Source organism: Psychrobacillus sp. FSL H8-0510 (assembly GCF_038008345.1).
GTDB lineage: Bacteria > Bacillota > Bacilli > Bacillales_A > Planococcaceae > Psychrobacillus > Psychrobacillus psychrotolerans.
On the sequence record NZ_JBBOYZ010000002.1, the window covers coordinates 152015 to 170758 of the forward strand.

Genomic DNA, 18744 nt, shown 5'->3' on the forward strand with positions numbered 1-18744 from the left:
GGTATATATGTTCGAACTATTAATCCCGCTGATAGGGATATTTTTATTAAATATGTTGTCCAATTCTATCGGCACACTAAAAACAATCTTTATTGCCAAAAGGCAATTAAAACCTGCCTATATCGTTACTTTCATGGACGCATTTGTGTTCGCTATTGCACTCAAGCAAATTGCAGAAGGTGATGGATTCTGGTTCTTGGTGGCCTTTTCCCTGGGTAAAGTTGCAGGGGTTTATGTAGGTGATAGAATCGACAGGATGCTCGAACTTGGTGTATTAGAAGCAGAAATATACTTAAGTAACATTGAAAAAGTATCATCTGTAGCAGATTCGCTTAGAGATGCAGGTATGTCTGTCAATACCATACCGATATTCGGAATCAACGGAAATAAACGCTATGCCATTCAAGTAACACTACCAAAAAAATGGAGTGGTAAATTGAATAGCATTTTGTTAGCTCATGACATCACAGATCCTACGATGCTTGTACGTGAACTAGACAAAGTAACCGGACATTTAGCATATCGCTAAGAGACCCCTGACTAGGGTCTCTTTTTTATTCAATTGAACTCGCGACAAACGCGTTCGACTAAGAATAGAGCCCCCATCAAAGCGAAAAGTCTATCGAAAGACATGTTTACGTAGTTGAATCAAGGAGCTTTGAAATAAACCTACACATATCACATTCATCCCTCTCGCCTTCGGAAAGAAATAGGGAATAATCTGCGGCGTTTCGGTATATAGGTTATTGGTTCATTATGTCAGAATATTCTATTTATTAATACTCCATAGTATCACTCTCCTATTACTAAATACTCGCATTGTGTGCTCGAGGGGTTTTAAAGCAAATAGAGGCGGATTAGTTAAGTATCCTTCTTAGAACAGATGAAGAACTAATGCATGCCCCTTCGAGATACTATCCCCTCCTAAACCGGTCACATTCCATATGCACTTAAAATATTTTTGGATTAATGAAATCTAGTAAAAAGAACCGTTTGGTCCACTTTTAAAGACTATAAAAATATAAACAGAATATTCAAACTATTATACCTCCACTTTCTTTTGCATAAGATGCCCTGAATAACATAAAAATGGAGCAGTTAATCTGCAATGGAGGTTCAATATTGGAAAACGAAGTGATAATACAAGGTAAAAAAGTAGTTTCAATGTCTGCAACACGAGTGAAAGATCACGAAAAGGATCCGGATTTACATTATTACGACGTCCGACATCATGATGATGATCAACTTGTTGCTGTTACGGTGGAGCCATACGTGCTTGTGAACTTCTTAGGGACTATTTCCACAGAAGAAGCCCTCGATTTAGGAACAGAAGGATTTTATAGCCTTTCTGAAGACGAATCCGATGAAATTACGAACACTATTTAAACTACCTATCATACAAAGGGGGAAACGGGAATGTCGTTTCAAAAAATGCTAGAAGAAGAGTTGAAGAAATCACCTGCCGGAAAAGACGTATCAAAAGTTCAGGCAACTCGCTTACATCACCTACAACGGATGGCGAGTTTAAATTGTCATATACAGTTAGGAAACAAACTGTAGAAATCTTTTTGAAGATAACTTGAATAACAGAGAATAAACTGGAGGGAAAACATCATGAACAAAAAAACAATTACTATAAACGGAGTAAAAATAGAATACTGGCATCATCATTCAGAAGAAATGGACACTTCCTTGTTAGAAATGACGGAGAACAGCATAGAACATATTTCTAAAATGATTAAGGAAGGTTCTCAAGAAGGAATGCTTCTCGACACAGTTGTTAATTCAGAAGAAATAGAAGTTGTCGCATCTGGTTGGTGGAAACAAACATTTCATGAGGAACGTGCTCCTGGACTAACCGTGAAAATTGATTTGTACGGTAATGGAGAACAAGAAGACATGTGGGAAGGAATAATTTATGGCTTGACTAAAAAAGAAATATGCGATTTGAATGAAAAGTATGATGAGGAATTCGAGGAAGAACAATTTACGGGTCAATGGGAAGATTACCTGAAAGAAAAGCAAGTGAAATTCGAAAAACATTCATTCGATGTGGAAATTCTGTAATAGACAAGCAGTCTCAGTTGCTTCTTTTTGGAGTAGCTGTGTGACTGCATAATGAAAACTAATCAGCTAAAAAAGGGGAAATGAGAATGAGACATAAAAAGGAACTGATTGCTTGGATTATTCAAGAAGAACCAGGAATAACGAAGGAACGTCTAAATGTGTATATGTATTTTCTCAACACCTACCATGAGTCATTAACTTCTCATCCATTAGTTGACGAGGCTACAGGCCAAGTAGCTAGATATGAAGGTGAATTAGAATCTATGCGTCTTAGACTAATCAGACATTTCATCCGCCATCATATTGAAGCAATGGAGTGTGTATCAACAGAGGTCCTTTTCGCTCGTAAGAGCATTCGAGAGAGACATATGCAAAACGAAAAAGTGTTGGTATTAACTTAATACTATCCAAAATAAAAGAGGTCTCGTCATTTGACGGACCTCTTTCTTTTTGCTGTCATGCTGCTTCTTTATCTTTTAATATAAAACCGTAAAATTGCTCCAAAGTACCACGGAATGGTTCTTCCTCTTTTACTCCTGCCATTCGGTTCGTTAATCCATGTCCGATTAATCGTTGAATTTCATCAAATGAATAGTTTACTTCTAATCTCATTTTCAAAAAATAATGAAAGCCTTGTAAGAACCGTGGAGAATATCGACCCATGTCTTCTTCTGTCTTAGTCGTTACGTAAAAGGTTCCTTCGGAAGAACGATAAATCAAAATGTCCTCCGTTTCCTTTTTCATGCGTTGATTGTAGGCAGTAAGTATAGCTTCTACAGTTTCTTTATACTTCCATACTTCCTTTTCTTGATTCTCTTCTAAAGGGAAAGAATTTTTCCCTTCCTGAAACACTCCCTTTTTCCAAATCGCATCTTTCCCTGTTTCTAAACAATATCCTGTCACTTCATCTTTGAACACTCTGGGTTGCAACATCGTGAATGTGCACTTTTCAGAAGCAAATATTAACCCTGTACGGTACGTAGCCTCACATGAATAACTCATGTATAACAGCCTCCTTTTTATTTGTTTGATCTATCTTATGCAACTTTGTTCGAAACGATAAAAAAAAAGACACCAATTAAGGTGTCAGGCTGCCACTTTTACGGGCACAATATCATTTCTCAGAACTTCTACTAACTCCGTGATGTTATCTTCATTAATTTTTTTTGTTAGACATACCTCTAATTTTAATATGTCTCCCTTGATTTCTCGAATAAACCCACGATATTTTACCTTCTTGCTGTATGCATAATCCACGTAATCCCCTACGATAATCTCTTGTTGTTCCATTTAAACTTCCTCCTTCTTAGTGTTAGAACTTTCCATTGTTTTGTCACTTTACAGTTTCTTCATCCCTTTTTCTTTTTGCAGACGAATTTTTTCGATTTCATGTTTGCATATTGCGATATCGATTAAGCTCCCCGATTCCTCCATGCGTGCATAAAGAGAAATCAATGGGTTCACTTTGTTCGTCTGTCCCTGTTGTCTGTCATATTCCATTTGTGTGGGATGGTTGACTAACAAGGGTAAGTCCTCCTTTCAGTTTCTTTGATTTATCATATGTAATATTTCTTTATAAATTCGATTAAACATGTCGGATGTATGTGGAACAAAAAAAGTGAGGAAGGTTTCCCCTCACTCACTGTCTGAATCACCAAGCATTCACGAATAAATCCTTCACACTAGGCAACTCCTTTTTTACGAGACGTACGCCTTCCCAAATGACATATAAACAGATTGACCATCCTAAAGTTCGAAGAACACATCCGATTAAGTATCCCATCGTGCCAGTATCGCTTACTACTAATGCCATACCGCATACAATAATCAGCCATGCTTTTCCGCTCCCCTTTTTTTCTCTATTCGTATAGAGTTCCAGGCAGTCTTTCAATCCGATTTGCCAATGGAAGTGATTTCTCAGTAACCCATAGACAGGGATACCGACCGCGACCAACATCATGATGATAGTCGTTAAAGAGATTATGGCCTTAAATACAGATGCAACAACCATAACCAATACCACGAACCATACGATGCTGCCAACAGCTCCGTACGCAAGGAACTTCATGCAAGTTCCTCCTTTCGCTCCTTTTCATTTCTCCATCTCTGTTTATGTCATCTCAAGGATGTCCTTTTTTGTTGGAGATGTTCTATTATATGCAGGTTCAGCGTGGACATTCGACACAGTTTTGGTATTCTATAGAAAAAGGAGTGATGAGCATGACATTGCATGAATTATTGCCTGCATTTATTCTCCATTTAGATCGTCTAGGTCGCTCGAAAAACACCCAAAAATCTTACCATTTTGACCTCCACACTTTTCTAGGTTCCTTAGAAGACAAGTCGATAGAACAAGCTGCTTCGGAATACCTTTCTCGCTTGCTGTCAGAAGGAAGGTCCGCCTCAACCTGTAATCGATTTCTATCATCCCTCAATTCCTTTTTACGATTTGCGGAGAGTCGAGGTGCCGAAGCCATAGAGCTTCAGATAAGATCTATGCCGAAAAACAGAAAGTCTCGTATACCCATTCCGCCGAATGCCATCCTTATTCCTTCCATGACTAAGAGTATTGAAGAAAAAGCAAGTGACAGAAAGAAATGGCTTGTTGCTAGAAATGCTTTAGTTGTTTCATTAGCTAAATCATTTGGACTAACACCAAAAGAACTTTCCAGCATTACGATTTCAGCAATTGAAGAACAAACAATCCACTTAGAGGCGGGTAGAACCATTCACTTAAGAGACATGACACTAGAGCTGTTTCAGCATTATTCTACTCTCATAGATGCCCCTAAATGTCATTATCTCTTCTATAGACAAGGGTCTTCTGGACACTATCCGGTATCTACAAGAACAATTGAACGAGTACTAAAAGCCTCTGCTCTGTATGGTAGCCCGTCTGGCTATAAGAACTATCAAGTGTTGCGTTCAGAAGTAAACGAGGTAAGAGCTAAACAACTTGGGTATACACGTGCCTCTACAATGAAAGAGCAACAAAGGGAAGTAATACAGACCATGATAAAAAATAGTCGTTGACTACAGTACACATTTAGTGTATAATGTATCCTATACAGAAGAAACTTAGGGGGATCCATTATGCAAAAGAAAAACAAACTCATCGTAGCCATTGTCGCATTTATTGTCGTCATTACCATGACGCTGTCTATTTATATAGATGTATCGAACGACGCAAAAAGTGAAAATATGTCCTATCCAGACTTCCTTAATTTAGTTGAAGATAAGAAGGTCAAAGAAGTATCGATCGATTTAGCCAGTGGCACATTCACAGCAGAAACGGCTAAAGGAAAGTATGTAAAAGTTGATAATCCTAAACGTGATAATTTTAAAGAACAGCTACTCCTTGCTGGTGTAGAAGTGAGTGAAATTGATGGCAGAGCTGAACAAATTGCTAGTCAACAGATGTGGTCTTTCTTTCAATCCGTTTTCATTATGGGGTTATTGATTTTTGGATTTATGTATATGCAAAAAAGAATGGGTAAAGGCAAGGGGAATAAGCCAGTAGACATTGCCTCTACACCAAAGATTACGTTTGACCAAGTTGCAGGAAATGAGGAAGCTAAAGAAGATATGCGATTCTTAGTTGATTTCTTGAAAAAACCAAAGGATTTTGAACAACTTGGTGCAAAGCTACCTAAAGGAGTTATTCTATACGGAGAACCAGGCACAGGTAAAACATTGACAGCCAAAGCAATTGCAGGTGAGGCCGGCGTACCATTCTTCTCCGTTTCCGGAGCCGATTTTGTGGAAATGTACGTAGGAGTTGGGGCAAAACGTGTGCGTGAGTTATTTGCAGCAGCAAGAGCCAAAGCTCCATCAATTATCTTTATAGATGAGATTGATGCACTTGGTGGTTCACGAGACCAACAGCAGCATGCGGAACAACGTCAAACGTTAAATGCTGTTCTAGCAGAAATGGATGGATTCTCGAGCAGTGAAGGTGTCATCGTTATCGGTGCTACTAATCGCTTAAATGATTTAGATGCCGCCTTCATGCGTCCCGGACGTTTTGATAAGCATATATCTATTGGACTGCCAGATCAAAAGAGTCGGTTAGATATTTTAAAAGTACATGCTAAAAATAAACCATTGGACCCATCGGTGAAATTAGAAGAAATAGCAAAAATTACGATCGGTTTGGCAGGTGCTCATTTAGAGGCAATTATGAACGAAGCCGCTATTATTGCTACCACAAAGAAACAAAAAGTCATCATGAATGAAGATATTGACGATGCTTTTTATAAGCTAGTAATGAAAGGTCACAAACGTAACAACCATAAGAGTCGTGACTTAGATGAATTAAAACTTGTAGCATGGCACGAAGCTGGACATGCTCTTGTTGCTAAATTATTGACGAAAAATGAAGTGCCGAAAGTGACGATTATTTCTTCTACATCTGGAGCCGGTGGAGTTACTTTCTTCACACCAAATAAAATGGGCCTCCATACAAGAAGTGAGTTGCTTGCTGAAATTCAAGTATTGTATGCGGGTAGAGCTGCGGAACAAATACTGTTTGGAAACGAACAAGAAGTAACGACTGGTGCTCAGCAGGATATTCGCATGGCGACAGGTCGTATCCGCTCTATTATTACTGATTTTGGGATGAGCAATGAGTATGGGATGCTAAATATCGACTTGTTAACTAAAAATGGTCAAGACATGGATGGTACACGAATGGTGGAGGAAGCAAGAAAAATCTCCGAAGACTTATATCTAAAAACCTTCGAACTGTTAACAAAAAACAAAACCCTTTTAGAAAAAGTATCTATGGCGTTGTTAGAAAAAGAAACGTTGTCTGGTGAAGAGTTAGATGCCATATTACAACAACATCTGCACGTTGCAGCTTAATAAAACAGTACAAAAAAGACCGTCTGACAAGTTATATCTTGCATTCGGTCTTTTTCTTATTCTATTTTTTTTCAATAAACTCTTTCCATGACTCCATCACCGTAGACTCATGATAAAGTTCAAAAAAGAACGAAGGTGAATTCATATATTCATCCGGAAAATCTTTTTGAATGGTATTATGAATGCGTTTTGCAAAGTTTAAAGCGATTTCCTCTTGGAAGTATTCTTCAAAGGGTAGTGTAGCTGAGTAAGATAAAACAGTCTTTAGTAATTCGTGTACATTTAAGTGGTCAAAACGATGTTTCTCAAAATAATATCCCTTGCTATCGTTCTCTTCTAGACTGATTAAAAACAACAGACTATATTTTGACCTATTCTTGGAAAGTAACAAAAATTCTGCATAACCGATAGAACCACCATCTATTTTTTCGATACTTGTCAATCTTATAGGGTGTCCATCTTTTTTATTTTTATTTTCTACTTCTTGTTCAATCATAATTTGGTTAATCACTGTATTCATACTATCTTTTGATATGTAATGGATCATAATAATCCTCCTTATAGATGTAGCCTCTAGTATACAGGAAAAAGCGACCTCAGAGAAGTCGCCATTGTTTGTCTAGTTAGTTTACTGTTTCTATTGGAAAGAATTCATTTTGAAAAGTCGTGTATTGTTGATTTGAATTGCCCTCATAAATAGCAAAAACTACTTTTTCGAATTGATTTTTGAATCGTTCATCTTCTAAACATTCTCTGAACAAACGAGCAACCATCTCTACGTCATTCTTGAAAACTCCACACCCAAATGCCCCTAAGATTATCGCATCTTGCTTCTCTTCCTTAGCCAAGCCCAATATTTTCATTATTCGCTTCTTCATCACCGGCTCAATCTGATTAATCCGGTATTTCTCTAATAGATGAATAACCCCGGAATGGACAGCTGGTGATGTTATAATCGACAACAAATAAGGCTTATCCAGAAATGATCCGTCATCCCTTCTGAAAACCGGCACGTTTGGGGAGTAGATCACATGATCTGTGTACAATGCTGTTCTCCCTTTTTTGTTTTCATCATAGAACACTTTCTTTTTTACAATGCTGGGAAATAATCCAGAAGCTCTTGCGAGGCTCTCTTCTTGAGCTAAACCTCCTGCTAAAAATCCGCCTCCAGGAACACGAGCATTTGCAAAGTTTAAACAAGCAATATTCGCATACCCTTCGTTAACTAATCTAGTAGATGCTTCCAAAGTTGTCTCTTTTGTTATCTCCAAAATCGTTTCTCTTGCCTCTCCTGGTGTGATTTGTTCTAGCATGTTATCTAATATTTCTGGAGTGTAAAGTACCGTGGATCGCACACTTTCCTGTAATTCTTTTGCAATCTCCACGACTTGCATCTTCTCATTTTTATAAGAACCTTTCTTTAAGACCAACAAGGTCTGCATCGCTATTTTCATCGCTTTAATACCATTCATTTGTTTTTCCGCCTTTCTGTTCATTTGTATATGTCCTGAACATTAAATCTGTCTATTATATTCAACTGAAGGCACATTTAAATACATTTATTAACGTACTGATGCGAATGAATCAGAACTTGCAAAATGTGTTCGAACTCCTCACAAACACAACAACCAGTCGAAAAAAAAGTTTTTAAAAAAATAGATAAATTTCCGCTATTTCTGGTCTCTATTCAGATATCTGAAATGTTCGACAAATTAACAAGGAAGTTTTCGAATCAAACCATTTCAAGTTGAATACTATAGAGAAACACTGAAAGGAGAACGAACAACAAATGAACTATGCAGGTTTTTGGATTCGATTCGTTGCTAACTTTATCGACGGCCTCGTACTTATGGTTCCACTCATGCTATTACAATTTGCACTAATGCCTAAATTCCTTATGCAAGGTCAAGGCACTATGAATTATGGCACGACCAACACGGATATGCATTCCTACTTAGGTCTTTATTTACTGATTGGCTACCTGATAACTGGTGCGTACTACGTGCTCATGACTGGCTCTAAGCATAAAGGAACACTAGGGAAGATGGCGATGAGTATCGAAGTAGTTGACGAAGCAGGTGAAGGATTAACTTACAGAAAGTCTTTCGTCCGCTATATCGGTTCGATCCTCTCTGGCATCATACTCAACATTGGCTACCTGATGGTTGCTTTCCACTCTCAAAAGAGAGCTCTTCATGACTTAATTGCGAATTCTTACGTGGTTGCGAAGAGAAAATAACACAAAAACAGACCCGTTGTGTGCTCGGGTCTTTTTTATGTACAAAAAAAAGAGGGATTGCTCCCCCTTATCTCATATCCTGTGGACCTAATAATCCCGGCTTTTTTGCAGGCCCAAAGAAATGCTTGATAGAATCACGCACATAGGATTCATCTACTTTCATTATCCATGCCCCATTCTCTTTTCTCCCACTGCTCCAATGACCATCTTCCGGTATACGTTTCTCACTGAATCCATAATTACCTGTTACATAGGCCATCCCGTAGTCTAGCAATTCCTCTTTCGACATCGAGAGTTCCACATTTGGTGCAATCTTCATCCAATATTGAACGAATTCCAATTTATCTGCTCCTTTAATTGATGTCAGAAGAGATTCCATTAGGTTTCTCTGTCTTTCTGTACGTTTGAAGTCGCTATCGATAGAACGGATTCTTGCATAAGTTACCGCCTGCTCCCCATTTAGTAATACATCTCCTTCGTTTAGAAGTTGTCCAATTTTATTGTTTGTATTCTTATTAATTTCCGTTTTCTCTTCAGACGTGATATTTACAGTTACGCCACCTATCGCATCTACAGCATTCGCCATTTCTTTAAAGTCTACCGCCACATAGTTTTTAATGGCGGTGCCAAAGTTTTGGTTTATGGTCTTTATTGCTAATTGCGGTCCGCCATATGCATAGGCATGATTCAATTTGTCCGTTCCGTGGCCATCAATCCGAACGTCCATATCCCGCATAAGCGAAATTATTTTTACGTCATCTGCAGCTTGATCGAATTGAGCAACCAAAATAGCATCTGATCTAGGCGTTTCGTTAGCTCTATTATCGAGACCAAATATCGCCACTTGTAATATTGGTAACGGTTCTTCCCCTTCAACATCAATAACATCTGGGATTTGCACCGGTACATTTATCTCTTTAATCCCTAGGGCTTCATTAGTTTTCTCTATTTCAACTTCTTCATATCGATTTACTTGATACCACAGCGTTAAAAAACTAACTAAACCAATAAATACTAGTAAAAGGCCAATTATCTTCCATATTTTTTTTGCATTCTTATTCTTTTTCACGTTTACTCCACCTTTCACTTATCCTATGCAGTCCTAACAGCAAGCAAAACGAAAGTGCAGTGGTAGCACGTCGAATACCCGTGAATTTTGTAAATTTGCATACGATAGATAGAAGCTTTAATGGAAAGGAGCAAAATGTATGAGTATAGATAAAAAACACCTGAAGATTGGCATGTTGGTGGAAATCAGAATTGATAAAAAAGAAGACATGACTAGCGGTTTTATTGCGGAGTTTAAAGGGGGTTCTGCTCAAAAAGGAGTTCGCGTGCAATTAACGAATGGCATTTTTGGCTATGTCGAACGCATAATTCCGAAACATGAGCATGAACTAGCGACGGCCAAATTCTATATTAAGTTGGTGCAGCTCGACCATGTATATTATCTGAGTGAAGGGAAAGGCATGTGGATCTGGAATCGTCGAGCTGGAGAAACAACACAGTCAACTTGTTTCTTGTTCACTTCTGAACAAAGTGCCAAAGAATTCTTAGGCAAGCAAAAAATAGACAAAACAGTTAGACGTTTCAAGGGAAGTAAGACCATTACCTCCTTTTTGAAGGATTCGTACCCAGATGTCGTGTTTATTGACGGGAATCGAAAGATCAAACGACGGCACTTGGAAGAGCAAGAGAAGATGTATCGGGTAAAAATGGGGTTGTAAAAGGCGGGCTCCTATGTCCGTCTCATTTTTTTGAAAAAAAAATAGCCTCCATAGACTCAGCTATGCAGGCATTTGCTCCTTTTTCGTCATAGCAAGATGCTCTTCTGGAGATTTCATCAATCTTACTTGAATTGACTTTATTTCCTCGATTATTCGATGATTTTGCACGGTGGCTGCAAGTATATCCAGTTGAGTAGATATGTTTTTCTTATGCTCCTCTATTTCTAATAGAACATCATTCATAAATGGCTCACTCAGGGTAGGATTCACACCATAATAATACTGAAAAGTTTCTGCTTCGACCATTTGGTCCACGGATTTGCTTATCTTTCTAATTTCTTCTTTCTCCGTTTTATGTGATCTCTTCAATTCTTCAACTCGATGGTCCCATTCCTTTAATTTTATAAAAGGAAACTCTGGAGCGGTATCCATCCAAGACATTCTTACTTGTGGCTCAATCTCCTTAAAAGGTATATCGGAAAATGACTTAATAATCGTTTGTATTTCTGCAGTGACAGAAACTTCACCGGTTTCCATCCTTTTATGCAATATTTGATAACCTCGTATAAAGTTCTGTTCCGTGGATACAAATATTTTATTTAACAAAAGATGTAATTCCTTCTTTTTTCTGTCTTCTATTAAGACATCACTTGGACTATTAAGAATAAGCGATAGCAAACTACAAATAACTGCACCCGCAATTGTGACTTGCAATACTACCCAAATTTCTTCCACTAAAACTACCCCTTTCCTTTATTCGATCAACTCTAATTCTTCCTCCAGTGCAATCACTTGATTAAGTCCAAATACATCCATAAATGAAGATGAAATCATTTTACCATCTGCCTCTATTGCGGTTACATTGACTTTGTAGACCCCTTTTGTCGCTCCTTCTTCTTGAACAACGCCTTCGCATTTTGAATAATGAGTCCCACTGTGAAATCTTACTTTCTTTCCAATCATTAATTAACATCCCTTCTTCATCGTAGTAGTAGCAATATCGTTTTGTAAATATGGAAATATATAGATTTTTCTGACTTCAACAGCATTGAACCTGTTTTTTAACGTCTTGAAATATGAATCAGGATTCTCATGCCTAGAAACATCAGCATGGTAAATACCCATGTTGTTAGTACAATGAAGAACGTTTCTGAAACCACCTCGCCATATGATTTAGAACTAGATACAAGGGAACCTCTAGCATCTAATAGCCATTGCGGTTGCGTTAAATTTAATTCCTCACTCACTAATAAAAACTTAATGCTAAAGACTATTGCAATATACAGACTTACTATAGCTTTTCCTACACCTAATAGTTGGATAAAAAAGAATTTCAGATATGTCAGTACCGATTTAATTGCAATTTCCCAAAATCCTTGTGTGTTAATATGTTCTTCTTTACATATCTTCCAACCGATTAACCAGGCTTGTACTTCCTCCCAAAGAACAAAAACAAAGCATATTACGCCTAGTAAGTGTTTCATCCTTCCTAAATTGCTAAAGATACGGAAAAATGAATTACCCTGTTGCCCTTGGTAGTGGTGTCCCAGTTCGTGAGCTAATGTAAAGACATTTTGAGGATTTTGTAGATTATCAAGTGCTGGATAAGTTATCATCTGCTTGTCTGCATGATAGCCATATTGATAACTATCGCTATAATGCTTTTGAAGTAAGATACCGTCTCTTGAAATTCGTTCGATTACCTTATTCATCATACCCTCCGCTGTTCATTAAAAGTTCTTCTATAATTTTTAAGCTTTTTGATATGGCTTACCGTCTTGATTTAACAAAGGGGTTACGGATAGACCTCCATCATATCCTCCGTTTCTGTAATTAATGAGATATTCTATACCTGTTTTACTATCCAAGAGAATATATGTTAAAGAATCTATTTCTTCCTTGGTAAATCGATTCTTATTATCTGAATCATCATCTAGATAAGGTGTTCCATCACCGTTTAATAATGGGGTAACATCAACACCTCCATCAAATCCACCATTTCTGTATAACTGCAAGTACTGTACTTTAGTTTCTTTGTCCGTCAGTATATGCGTTAACATATCAATCTTTGCGACTTCAAATCGAGAATTCGAACTAATCACATTGTCATCAGATTTGATTACCGCAGAAAAGAGAGACTCTGAAGGATCTGAGCTACAACCACTTAAAATAATTACTGCTAAAAGACCGACGATTATTTTTCCTCTTTTTTTCATCTAATATTTTCACCCTGTCGTAATTTAGTTATATTTCGCTTGCAGTATAAAGTCGGCCTTTCTTTCTTGGTATTCCACTCTTAATTGTTTGGCAATTTGAACCTCTCGTGTTAAGGACTCGGTATTCAACTGAAAATACTCATTCATTTTTTCCTCTAGCAGTTGGTAAATGACAGTGACCGCTTCGACAATTGATTGATGATGTAACGGAACGCCTTTTCTCAAACTGCTATCCACTTCTTGCAATAGATAAACCACATCTACTAATTTGGCAACTAAATATTCGGATGCTGGTTTAGAATCAGAATAGATGATACTCTTGCATTTACCAATCAAATAATTGGTATTCAAAAGAGTTTTAACATAGTCCATCGTTTTTGTATTGAGGTGGAACACTTCTTTATTACTTCTAATTTGGTGTAGATAAAACCATTCTGAATGAGTAGGGTCCTCCTCTATTTGTTTTATCCAGTTCAAAATTTTAGATTGTTTAGGACTCCACTCTGCAATATCTTGGATGCAGTCTACAAACATGTTCTGAGTTGTAAAAGCGGTCTTTGCAATTAATTCATAATTAGGTTCGGATATTTTGTTCGACTTGAACAATGAAAACATTTCTATTCTCCCCCTCTTTTATTTTTTATTTTTGTCACTTTCCAATTTGTTTAGTTCTGAACAGAAATGCGTTTCGATTTATGATAGATAACTAGATTATTTTTTGTAAATATACGTATCGTTGTGTAAGACGTATTCTACTTCATGTTCTTTAGAATTAACTTTAACTGTATATAATTTATCTTCCGATTCAACAAGGTATTTTCCAGATCCTTTTATATCTTGTATTAATGCTGATTGATTTTTTGTTATTTCTCGAACTTTAGCTGTTGCTAATTTCTCAATTGTATCTAGCCACTCATCTATATTTTCTTTCGTTCCTTGATAGACTAATTCATAGGTTAAATCATCATTTCGGTAAATGCTATCTACATTCGTACCAATTTGGCTTAAATGAAAAATATATTCTACATTATCAATAATGACACTGTAGTGCAAAGGGCCTTGCCCTTTTTTTATATAGCCTGTTGTGGCATCCAAAATTTCTTCCGCTTTACTTATTACCATGTTTTCTTTGTCTGTGGTTTTTGTTATTGTAAATAATCCATTATAAATGAGTGTAAATATTACTAAACCACTAAGTAATGCAGAAGCTAATGATATCAAACGACCAGTAGGAGACGCATTCTCAGTTACCGCATTCATTATAGAAATCAAAACAACAAGTAACAGGAACACTGCAACCATTAAACTAAATAAAAATCCCAAGGGTGTATTAAACATCCAGAACCATTTCATCTAATTCCCCCCATTTAGATATTTACAGCATGTGAAGTCCATTTTTTCTTCATCGATTTCTTCTAGGCACTCATCACTCTGGAACTTTTACTTTATAATCGAGCCCAAACTCGCGATTGATTTGTGTTAAATAAAGACTTAATTCATCCAAGCCATTTAGATACTCTTCCTTCGTATGAATTCGTTCAAAATTAACTTTCGTTCCTTTTCCATTTGGCTTAAGCCATTTTTTAGGCTTGTTTCCGTCATTAAGCATGTGTATCCACATATGAGCTTTTGCCTTTGCATATTCTTCCCCTGGTAATTTGTGTGTTAATACTGGATAGTTTATTTGTCCACCTAAAACTCCGACTTTGCTCATCTTCGATTCCCCATTTCAAACTATTTTTTTATCATCTTAATAGCAAACCTCTCTTACTCTCATAAGAGTTTTACATATTTCCCATCCTCTTTAATAAAGAGTTCCGTACTGTTTTTCCATTGATAAATATCGAGTAAATCATACATTTTCTTCTGTTTTGTCGAATCAGTGGACACGCTCAGGTTATAAATCACATGAAAATCATCTGGCAAGTTATCCCTGTCTCGGTAGCGTTCGTAAATAACCGGGACATGCTTTACAAGAGCAGATGCGGCTATTTTCAAAAAGGTTGATTTTTGACTTTTGGATAAACGTTTACCATTCTTGTTTTTTGCAATGGATAGTATAGTCATGCCACACGTAAATTCCATGTATGTGAAATTATTAGAATCCAGTTTGCTGTCAGGATTGTAATATCTCTTTAATTTGCGTTTCGTGTTAATAACAGATTGCAGCTTTTCTCTTTTCTCGTACCACCAGAAATTTCCTGGTTGAACCTCCATTAAACCAAGTTCCTTTTTCGCTTGTTTTCTTTTTTGCCTCAAATTCAATAAAATCACTCTCCTTTGTCCATTGATTAAACAATTCAAGACTCGTTCGTTGTTTTCTGACTCTCTTCTGCAACAGATATAAAAGATGCGTCTAAATTTGCCACGACATCAAAAGCTAACTGAATTCTCCCTTGATAAAACAGTTCTATAAAAAAGGCTTCTGTCATGATTTCCTTCATAAAAGTGTTAGTTAAGTTTGATAAGATAATCTCTTGTTTATGAGCAACGACAAACCAGACAATATCCTTATATCTTGCTAGGATCGCTTGATTAATTTTCTTGCCTTTTAAGTGCTCTGGCATTTCTACAGAATTCATCTATTCCACTCCTTAATCTTTTAACATTTTTTAGTTGTTTCTTAGGAAAAATTTGTCGTATTCCATTCCTTCAGCATTCAAAAAATCCATCAAGGATTCCATACTTTTCTTAGTTTTCATCTGCTCCCATTCGTCACCTTCGAAGCCAAATCCCACCTCTAAAGTTTGAACTGCCTCTTCAATATTTGTTGTGGAGTAAGTAAATCTCAACCCTAGTTTTTCGCTACTTGTAACAGCCATTAAGGATGCTCCTTCCCGACTTCTATTTATACTATAGTATACATATTTTAATTGTCGTTGTCAATACAAACAGAAAAAACCACCCCAATTAGAGTGGTCAAAAATAGCGAATAAAAAAAGACCACCTTTTAAGGTAGCCTTCCTCTTTTACTTAATAACGACAGCATCCAAACGTGCTTGAAATGCACGTTTTACTTTTGAATCCGGTAGTTCTTGGATAGAACTCTGTGCTTTGTTAAAATAATATGTTGATTTATATTTCTCTGCGTAACCCAACCACTTCTCCACTATATTTATAACTACAGGAGAGATAATAGGTTCCTTGACCTCTGGTTCTGTTGGTGTAGGTTTTGGGTCAGTTATGATTGGTTCTGTTGGTGTTGGATTTGTTGGTTCTGGCTGTGTTGGAGCTGGAGCCACTGGTGTTCCACCATTTCCATTAGATAACGGTGTGTCTAACATGAAATTTGCTTGATGCATCATTGTTAATAGTTCATCTTTTTGACCAGATGCTGGCATATTTAACAGTGCTGATTGTGCACGTCCTAAATAGTATGTTGACTTATATTTTACTGTGTAGTCTACCATTTTCTTAGCATTGTCTAAATCTTTAGGATTGATTTCATTTCCTACAGGTGGCGTTATAACTACTGGCGGAATTACTTCTTTTGATGGAACTAATGGATAAAACGAAGTTAGATTCGCTAACCCATATCCATAAAGATTATCTTTTCCTTTAGCCCCCAAATCTACAATGCCCATTCTCAATCTTAATTCAAATTGAGCAGGCTTCGTATATTTCTCCGATTCTTTCAAAATCGCAACCATTCCAGTTACGTAAGGCGTCGCCATTGATGTTCCACTTCTACCTTCATACGTCCCATTCTTTGCTGTGCTGACAATTCGCTCACCAGGTGCAGCAAAATCTACATTTGCCCCATTCGATGAAAACTCAGAAATTTTTCCCGTTTGTCCCACAGAAGAAACAGTGATCGATTCAGGATAATTACCTGGATACAGTAGATTTTCTCTCTGATTTGAACCATTGTTACCTGCAGCCGCAACAACCGTTACTCCTGCATCCATTGCTTTTTTCACTACCATTTGAAGAATTGGTGAATTATACGTTGTGCCAATACTCATATTGACAATATCCATATCGTTTTCAATAGCCCAGTTGATCCCTTTGATAAAGTTAAGGACATCACCTTTGCCATCGGCACTCATTACTTTTACTGCATAGATAGATGCATCAGGTGCAACACCTACAATGCCTTTACCATTATTTTTAGCACCTACAATACCTGCTACATGCGTACCATGACCATGGTCATCTGAATAGGAGTTTGTGTAATCTACGAAAGACACTCCACCAGAAACAGTTAATTCCTCATGTGGGGCAATACCGGAATCTAATATAGCAATATTGACTCCTTTTCCTGTATAGCCTTTCTTATGGGCATTCACAATCCCAGCATACTGATGTCCCCAAGATGCTTGCTCTCCATTGTCTAAATCAATGACTTCCCCTATAGTGGAAAGATCCGGAGTCGCAGTTGCAACATTTGCGGTGATACTTTTTTCAACATATAAAATATCATTACTTTTACTTAACTCTACAAATTTCTTTTCATCTACTTGAATAACGAGAATTCCTAGGTCTTCCAATGAATTATCTTGAACTTTTGTTCCTAATTTAAGAGCTAGTTGCTTCCCTTTGAGATTCTTGTACATTACTAGTGCTTCAAATGTTTTTCCTGTTAAATCTGTTTTCAATGTCAGATTAGCATTATTAGTGACTTTTCCATCCCCTAAATTTCCCGTAAGTTTAATTTCTTTACTCAATTCTTTTGTTTCTATCGAAGATGCAGATATTTCTCCAGGTTGAGCTACTAAACTGCCTAGCAGCACGCCAGACAACACTAAGGCTCCCATACGCTTTTTCCATAACAAATCTGTCTTTTTAAAACCCAATTTTCTACCTACCATCTCAATTTCCTCCTTAGTTACTTTGCAGATATACTGCTCCTTTTTTGTGTGTTCCGTTCATTGTATGCGATTTCCTTGTAAACTATTATACGATAACGTGCGACTCCGTCCTACGCCCTTTATAACTAAAGGCTCTATTGAAAAAACAAAAAACATACAAACTAGTCCTACTATTGTCATGCTTAGCCATTATTATTGTAAATTATATTTTATTTTCTTGATTTCCTGAATAGGCAAAACCACCCCCCCCAGGAGTCGCTTATATCTTTGTTTAGTTCAAAGCTACATCTAGTCTTGCTTGTATTTCAGCTTTAAGATTCGACATGATACAAGTACTTTTAACAAGTATCTTTAAGAACCATTGCTATGACTGGTCGAACGCTATCAAAATTTCAAGTTTTCCCCTATATATAGTCGTACGAAAGTTGTTGCGATTTTAGGCATTTCATTATATGTTCATAACATAGTTAATAAATGAAACTATCAGGAGGTCATACATTTATGTTTAACAAGATAAAAGAGGTCGTTATACTTTTTATAGAGTTGTTCTTAGCTGTTATTGATATGGAGGTAGAAGAGGAATCTCCTTTACCTCCTTTAAATCCTGTGGCTCCTTCTTTGAATCTGCCCGTGTGTATTGATTCCCCTATTCTTCCAGAAACGGACACGTTACCAGTCAATCGAAAAACAGCGTTCCGAGAGTGGAAGCAATGCATTGAGGAGTACGATAGCTTGAGAAGCATCCTTGTATCTGCTTGAAAGTCTCTTTACACAATTGATGGCGTCGTTCCACTTAACTGTGTTATGAGTCTTAATGTGGC

The 18744-nt window shown here is 37.1% G+C and carries 28 protein-coding genes; 10 read left to right on the top strand and 18 right to left on the bottom strand.

All coding sequences use genetic code 11. The annotated features are described in order from the left end of the window. Positions 1-7 precede the first annotated feature (7 nt). The 5 genes from MHI40_RS20665 to MHI40_RS20685 all read left to right on the top strand — a co-directional run bounded on the left by MHI40_RS20665 (position 8) and on the right by MHI40_RS20685 (position 2468). The gene (locus tag MHI40_RS20665; protein ID WP_340765082.1) at positions 8-529 is read left to right on the top strand and encodes a DUF5698 domain-containing protein; all 522 of its coding nucleotides are present in this window, start codon (positions 8-10) and stop codon (positions 527-529) included. A 593-nt stretch (positions 530-1122) separates the two neighbouring features. Next, entirely contained in the window at positions 1123-1386 is a 264-nt protein-coding gene (locus tag MHI40_RS20670; RefSeq protein WP_340765084.1) for an LPD28 domain-containing protein, read from the top strand. Positions 1387-1416: 30 nt separating this feature from the next. Further along, a complete protein-coding gene (locus tag MHI40_RS20675; protein WP_340765087.1) occupies positions 1417-1560 on the top strand; it encodes a hypothetical protein in 144 nt (47 codons plus the stop codon). Between the two features lie 54 nt (positions 1561-1614). Continuing rightward, positions 1615-2067: a hypothetical protein gene (locus tag MHI40_RS20680; RefSeq protein ID WP_340765089.1), complete on the top strand. Its 453-nt coding sequence runs from the start codon at positions 1615-1617 to the stop codon at positions 2065-2067. A gap of 86 nt (positions 2068-2153) precedes the next feature. Then, a complete protein-coding gene (locus MHI40_RS20685) occupies positions 2154-2468 on the top strand; it encodes a hypothetical protein (RefSeq protein ID WP_340765091.1) in 315 nt (104 codons plus the stop codon). A gap of 55 nt (positions 2469-2523) precedes the next feature. Here the strand turns inward: MHI40_RS20685 and MHI40_RS20690 are convergent, their stop codons facing one another. From MHI40_RS20690 to MHI40_RS20705, 4 genes are all read right to left on the bottom strand, one after another. After that, entirely contained in the window at positions 2524-3069 is a 546-nt protein-coding gene (locus MHI40_RS20690; protein WP_340765093.1) for a hypothetical protein, read from the bottom strand. An 84-nt stretch (positions 3070-3153) separates the two neighbouring features. Next, positions 3154-3357, bottom strand: a complete 204-nt coding sequence (locus tag MHI40_RS20695; RefSeq protein WP_340765095.1) for a hypothetical protein — start codon at positions 3355-3357, stop codon at positions 3154-3156. 48 nt (positions 3358-3405) lie between these two features. Further along, positions 3406-3591 (bottom strand): hypothetical protein, encoded by a 186-nt coding sequence (locus tag MHI40_RS20700; protein ID WP_340765097.1) that lies wholly within the window; start codon positions 3589-3591, stop codon positions 3406-3408. A 127-nt stretch (positions 3592-3718) separates the two neighbouring features. Next, on the bottom strand, positions 3719-4135 hold the full coding sequence (locus MHI40_RS20705) for a hypothetical protein (protein ID WP_340765098.1): 417 nt from the start codon (positions 4133-4135) through the stop codon (positions 3719-3721). 152 nt (positions 4136-4287) lie between these two features. Between MHI40_RS20705 and MHI40_RS20710 the strand changes: the two genes are divergently transcribed. Next, positions 4288-5100 (top strand): tyrosine-type recombinase/integrase, encoded by an 813-nt coding sequence (locus tag MHI40_RS20710; protein WP_340765100.1) that lies wholly within the window; start codon positions 4288-4290, stop codon positions 5098-5100. Between the two features lie 60 nt (positions 5101-5160). Then, positions 5161-6930: an ATP-dependent metallopeptidase FtsH/Yme1/Tma family protein gene (locus MHI40_RS20715; RefSeq protein WP_340765102.1), complete on the top strand. Its 1770-nt coding sequence runs from the start codon at positions 5161-5163 to the stop codon at positions 6928-6930. Positions 6931-6991: 61 nt separating this feature from the next. On the opposite strand, the gene MHI40_RS20720 is transcribed toward MHI40_RS20715, so the two are convergent. Both MHI40_RS20720 and MHI40_RS20725 read right to left on the bottom strand, forming a co-directional pair. Then, positions 6992-7477: a hypothetical protein gene (locus tag MHI40_RS20720; protein WP_340765105.1), complete on the bottom strand. Its 486-nt coding sequence runs from the start codon at positions 7475-7477 to the stop codon at positions 6992-6994. Between the two features lie 76 nt (positions 7478-7553). Then, complete coding sequence (locus MHI40_RS20725; protein ID WP_340765107.1) at positions 7554-8402, bottom strand: TIGR02452 family protein; 849 nt, start codon at positions 8400-8402, stop codon at positions 7554-7556. A 317-nt stretch (positions 8403-8719) separates the two neighbouring features. Between MHI40_RS20725 and MHI40_RS20730 the strand changes: the two genes are divergently transcribed. Continuing rightward, entirely contained in the window at positions 8720-9169 is a 450-nt protein-coding gene (locus tag MHI40_RS20730; RefSeq protein WP_340765109.1) for an RDD family protein, read from the top strand. 67 nt (positions 9170-9236) lie between these two features. Here MHI40_RS20730 and MHI40_RS20735 read toward each other — a convergent pair whose 3' ends face one another. Further along, complete coding sequence (locus MHI40_RS20735; RefSeq protein WP_340765111.1) at positions 9237-10238, bottom strand: LCP family protein; 1002 nt, start codon at positions 10236-10238, stop codon at positions 9237-9239. A 139-nt stretch (positions 10239-10377) separates the two neighbouring features. Here MHI40_RS20735 and MHI40_RS20740 point away from each other — a divergent pair, with 139 nt between their 5' ends. Beyond that, the gene (locus MHI40_RS20740; protein WP_340765113.1) at positions 10378-10896 is read left to right on the top strand and encodes a hypothetical protein; all 519 of its coding nucleotides are present in this window, start codon (positions 10378-10380) and stop codon (positions 10894-10896) included. A 60-nt stretch (positions 10897-10956) separates the two neighbouring features. On the opposite strand, the gene MHI40_RS20745 is transcribed toward MHI40_RS20740, so the two are convergent. The 11 genes from MHI40_RS20745 to MHI40_RS20795 form a co-directional block, all read right to left on the bottom strand. Continuing rightward, positions 10957-11631 (bottom strand): hypothetical protein, encoded by a 675-nt coding sequence (locus MHI40_RS20745; RefSeq protein WP_340765115.1) that lies wholly within the window; start codon positions 11629-11631, stop codon positions 10957-10959. Positions 11632-11649: 18 nt separating this feature from the next. Next, positions 11650-11859, bottom strand: coding sequence for a hypothetical protein (locus MHI40_RS20750; protein WP_340765117.1), 210 nt, complete (start codon positions 11857-11859; stop codon positions 11650-11652). A 98-nt stretch (positions 11860-11957) separates the two neighbouring features. After that, positions 11958-12611, bottom strand: a complete 654-nt coding sequence (locus MHI40_RS20755) for a hypothetical protein (protein ID WP_340765119.1) — start codon at positions 12609-12611, stop codon at positions 11958-11960. Positions 12612-12647: 36 nt separating this feature from the next. Further along, positions 12648-13112: a DUF6440 family protein gene (locus MHI40_RS20760; RefSeq protein WP_340765121.1), complete on the bottom strand. Its 465-nt coding sequence runs from the start codon at positions 13110-13112 to the stop codon at positions 12648-12650. Positions 13113-13136: 24 nt separating this feature from the next. Then, complete coding sequence (locus tag MHI40_RS20765; protein WP_340765122.1) at positions 13137-13727, bottom strand: hypothetical protein; 591 nt, start codon at positions 13725-13727, stop codon at positions 13137-13139. A gap of 96 nt (positions 13728-13823) precedes the next feature. Further along, the gene (locus MHI40_RS20770; RefSeq protein ID WP_340765124.1) at positions 13824-14465 is read right to left on the bottom strand and encodes a hypothetical protein; all 642 of its coding nucleotides are present in this window, start codon (positions 14463-14465) and stop codon (positions 13824-13826) included. A 73-nt stretch (positions 14466-14538) separates the two neighbouring features. Next, positions 14539-14826 carry a hypothetical protein gene (locus tag MHI40_RS20775; protein ID WP_340765126.1) on the bottom strand — a complete coding sequence of 96 codons (288 nt, stop codon included), beginning with the start codon at positions 14824-14826 and terminating at the stop codon, positions 14539-14541. A 59-nt stretch (positions 14827-14885) separates the two neighbouring features. Further along, positions 14886-15377, bottom strand: coding sequence for a hypothetical protein (locus tag MHI40_RS20780; protein ID WP_340765127.1), 492 nt, complete (start codon positions 15375-15377; stop codon positions 14886-14888). Between the two features lie 35 nt (positions 15378-15412). After that, positions 15413-15694, bottom strand: coding sequence for a hypothetical protein (locus MHI40_RS20785; protein ID WP_340765129.1), 282 nt, complete (start codon positions 15692-15694; stop codon positions 15413-15415). Positions 15695-15724: 30 nt separating this feature from the next. Continuing rightward, positions 15725-15934: a hypothetical protein gene (locus tag MHI40_RS20790; protein ID WP_340765131.1), complete on the bottom strand. Its 210-nt coding sequence runs from the start codon at positions 15932-15934 to the stop codon at positions 15725-15727. 147 nt (positions 15935-16081) lie between these two features. Continuing rightward, positions 16082-17923 (bottom strand): S8 family peptidase, encoded by a 1842-nt coding sequence (locus MHI40_RS20795; protein WP_340765133.1) that lies wholly within the window; start codon positions 17921-17923, stop codon positions 16082-16084. Between the two features lie 501 nt (positions 17924-18424). Between MHI40_RS20795 and MHI40_RS20800 the strand changes: the two genes are divergently transcribed. Beyond that, a complete protein-coding gene (locus MHI40_RS20800; RefSeq protein WP_340765135.1) occupies positions 18425-18682 on the top strand; it encodes a hypothetical protein in 258 nt (85 codons plus the stop codon). Positions 18683-18744: the final 62 nt, after the last annotated feature.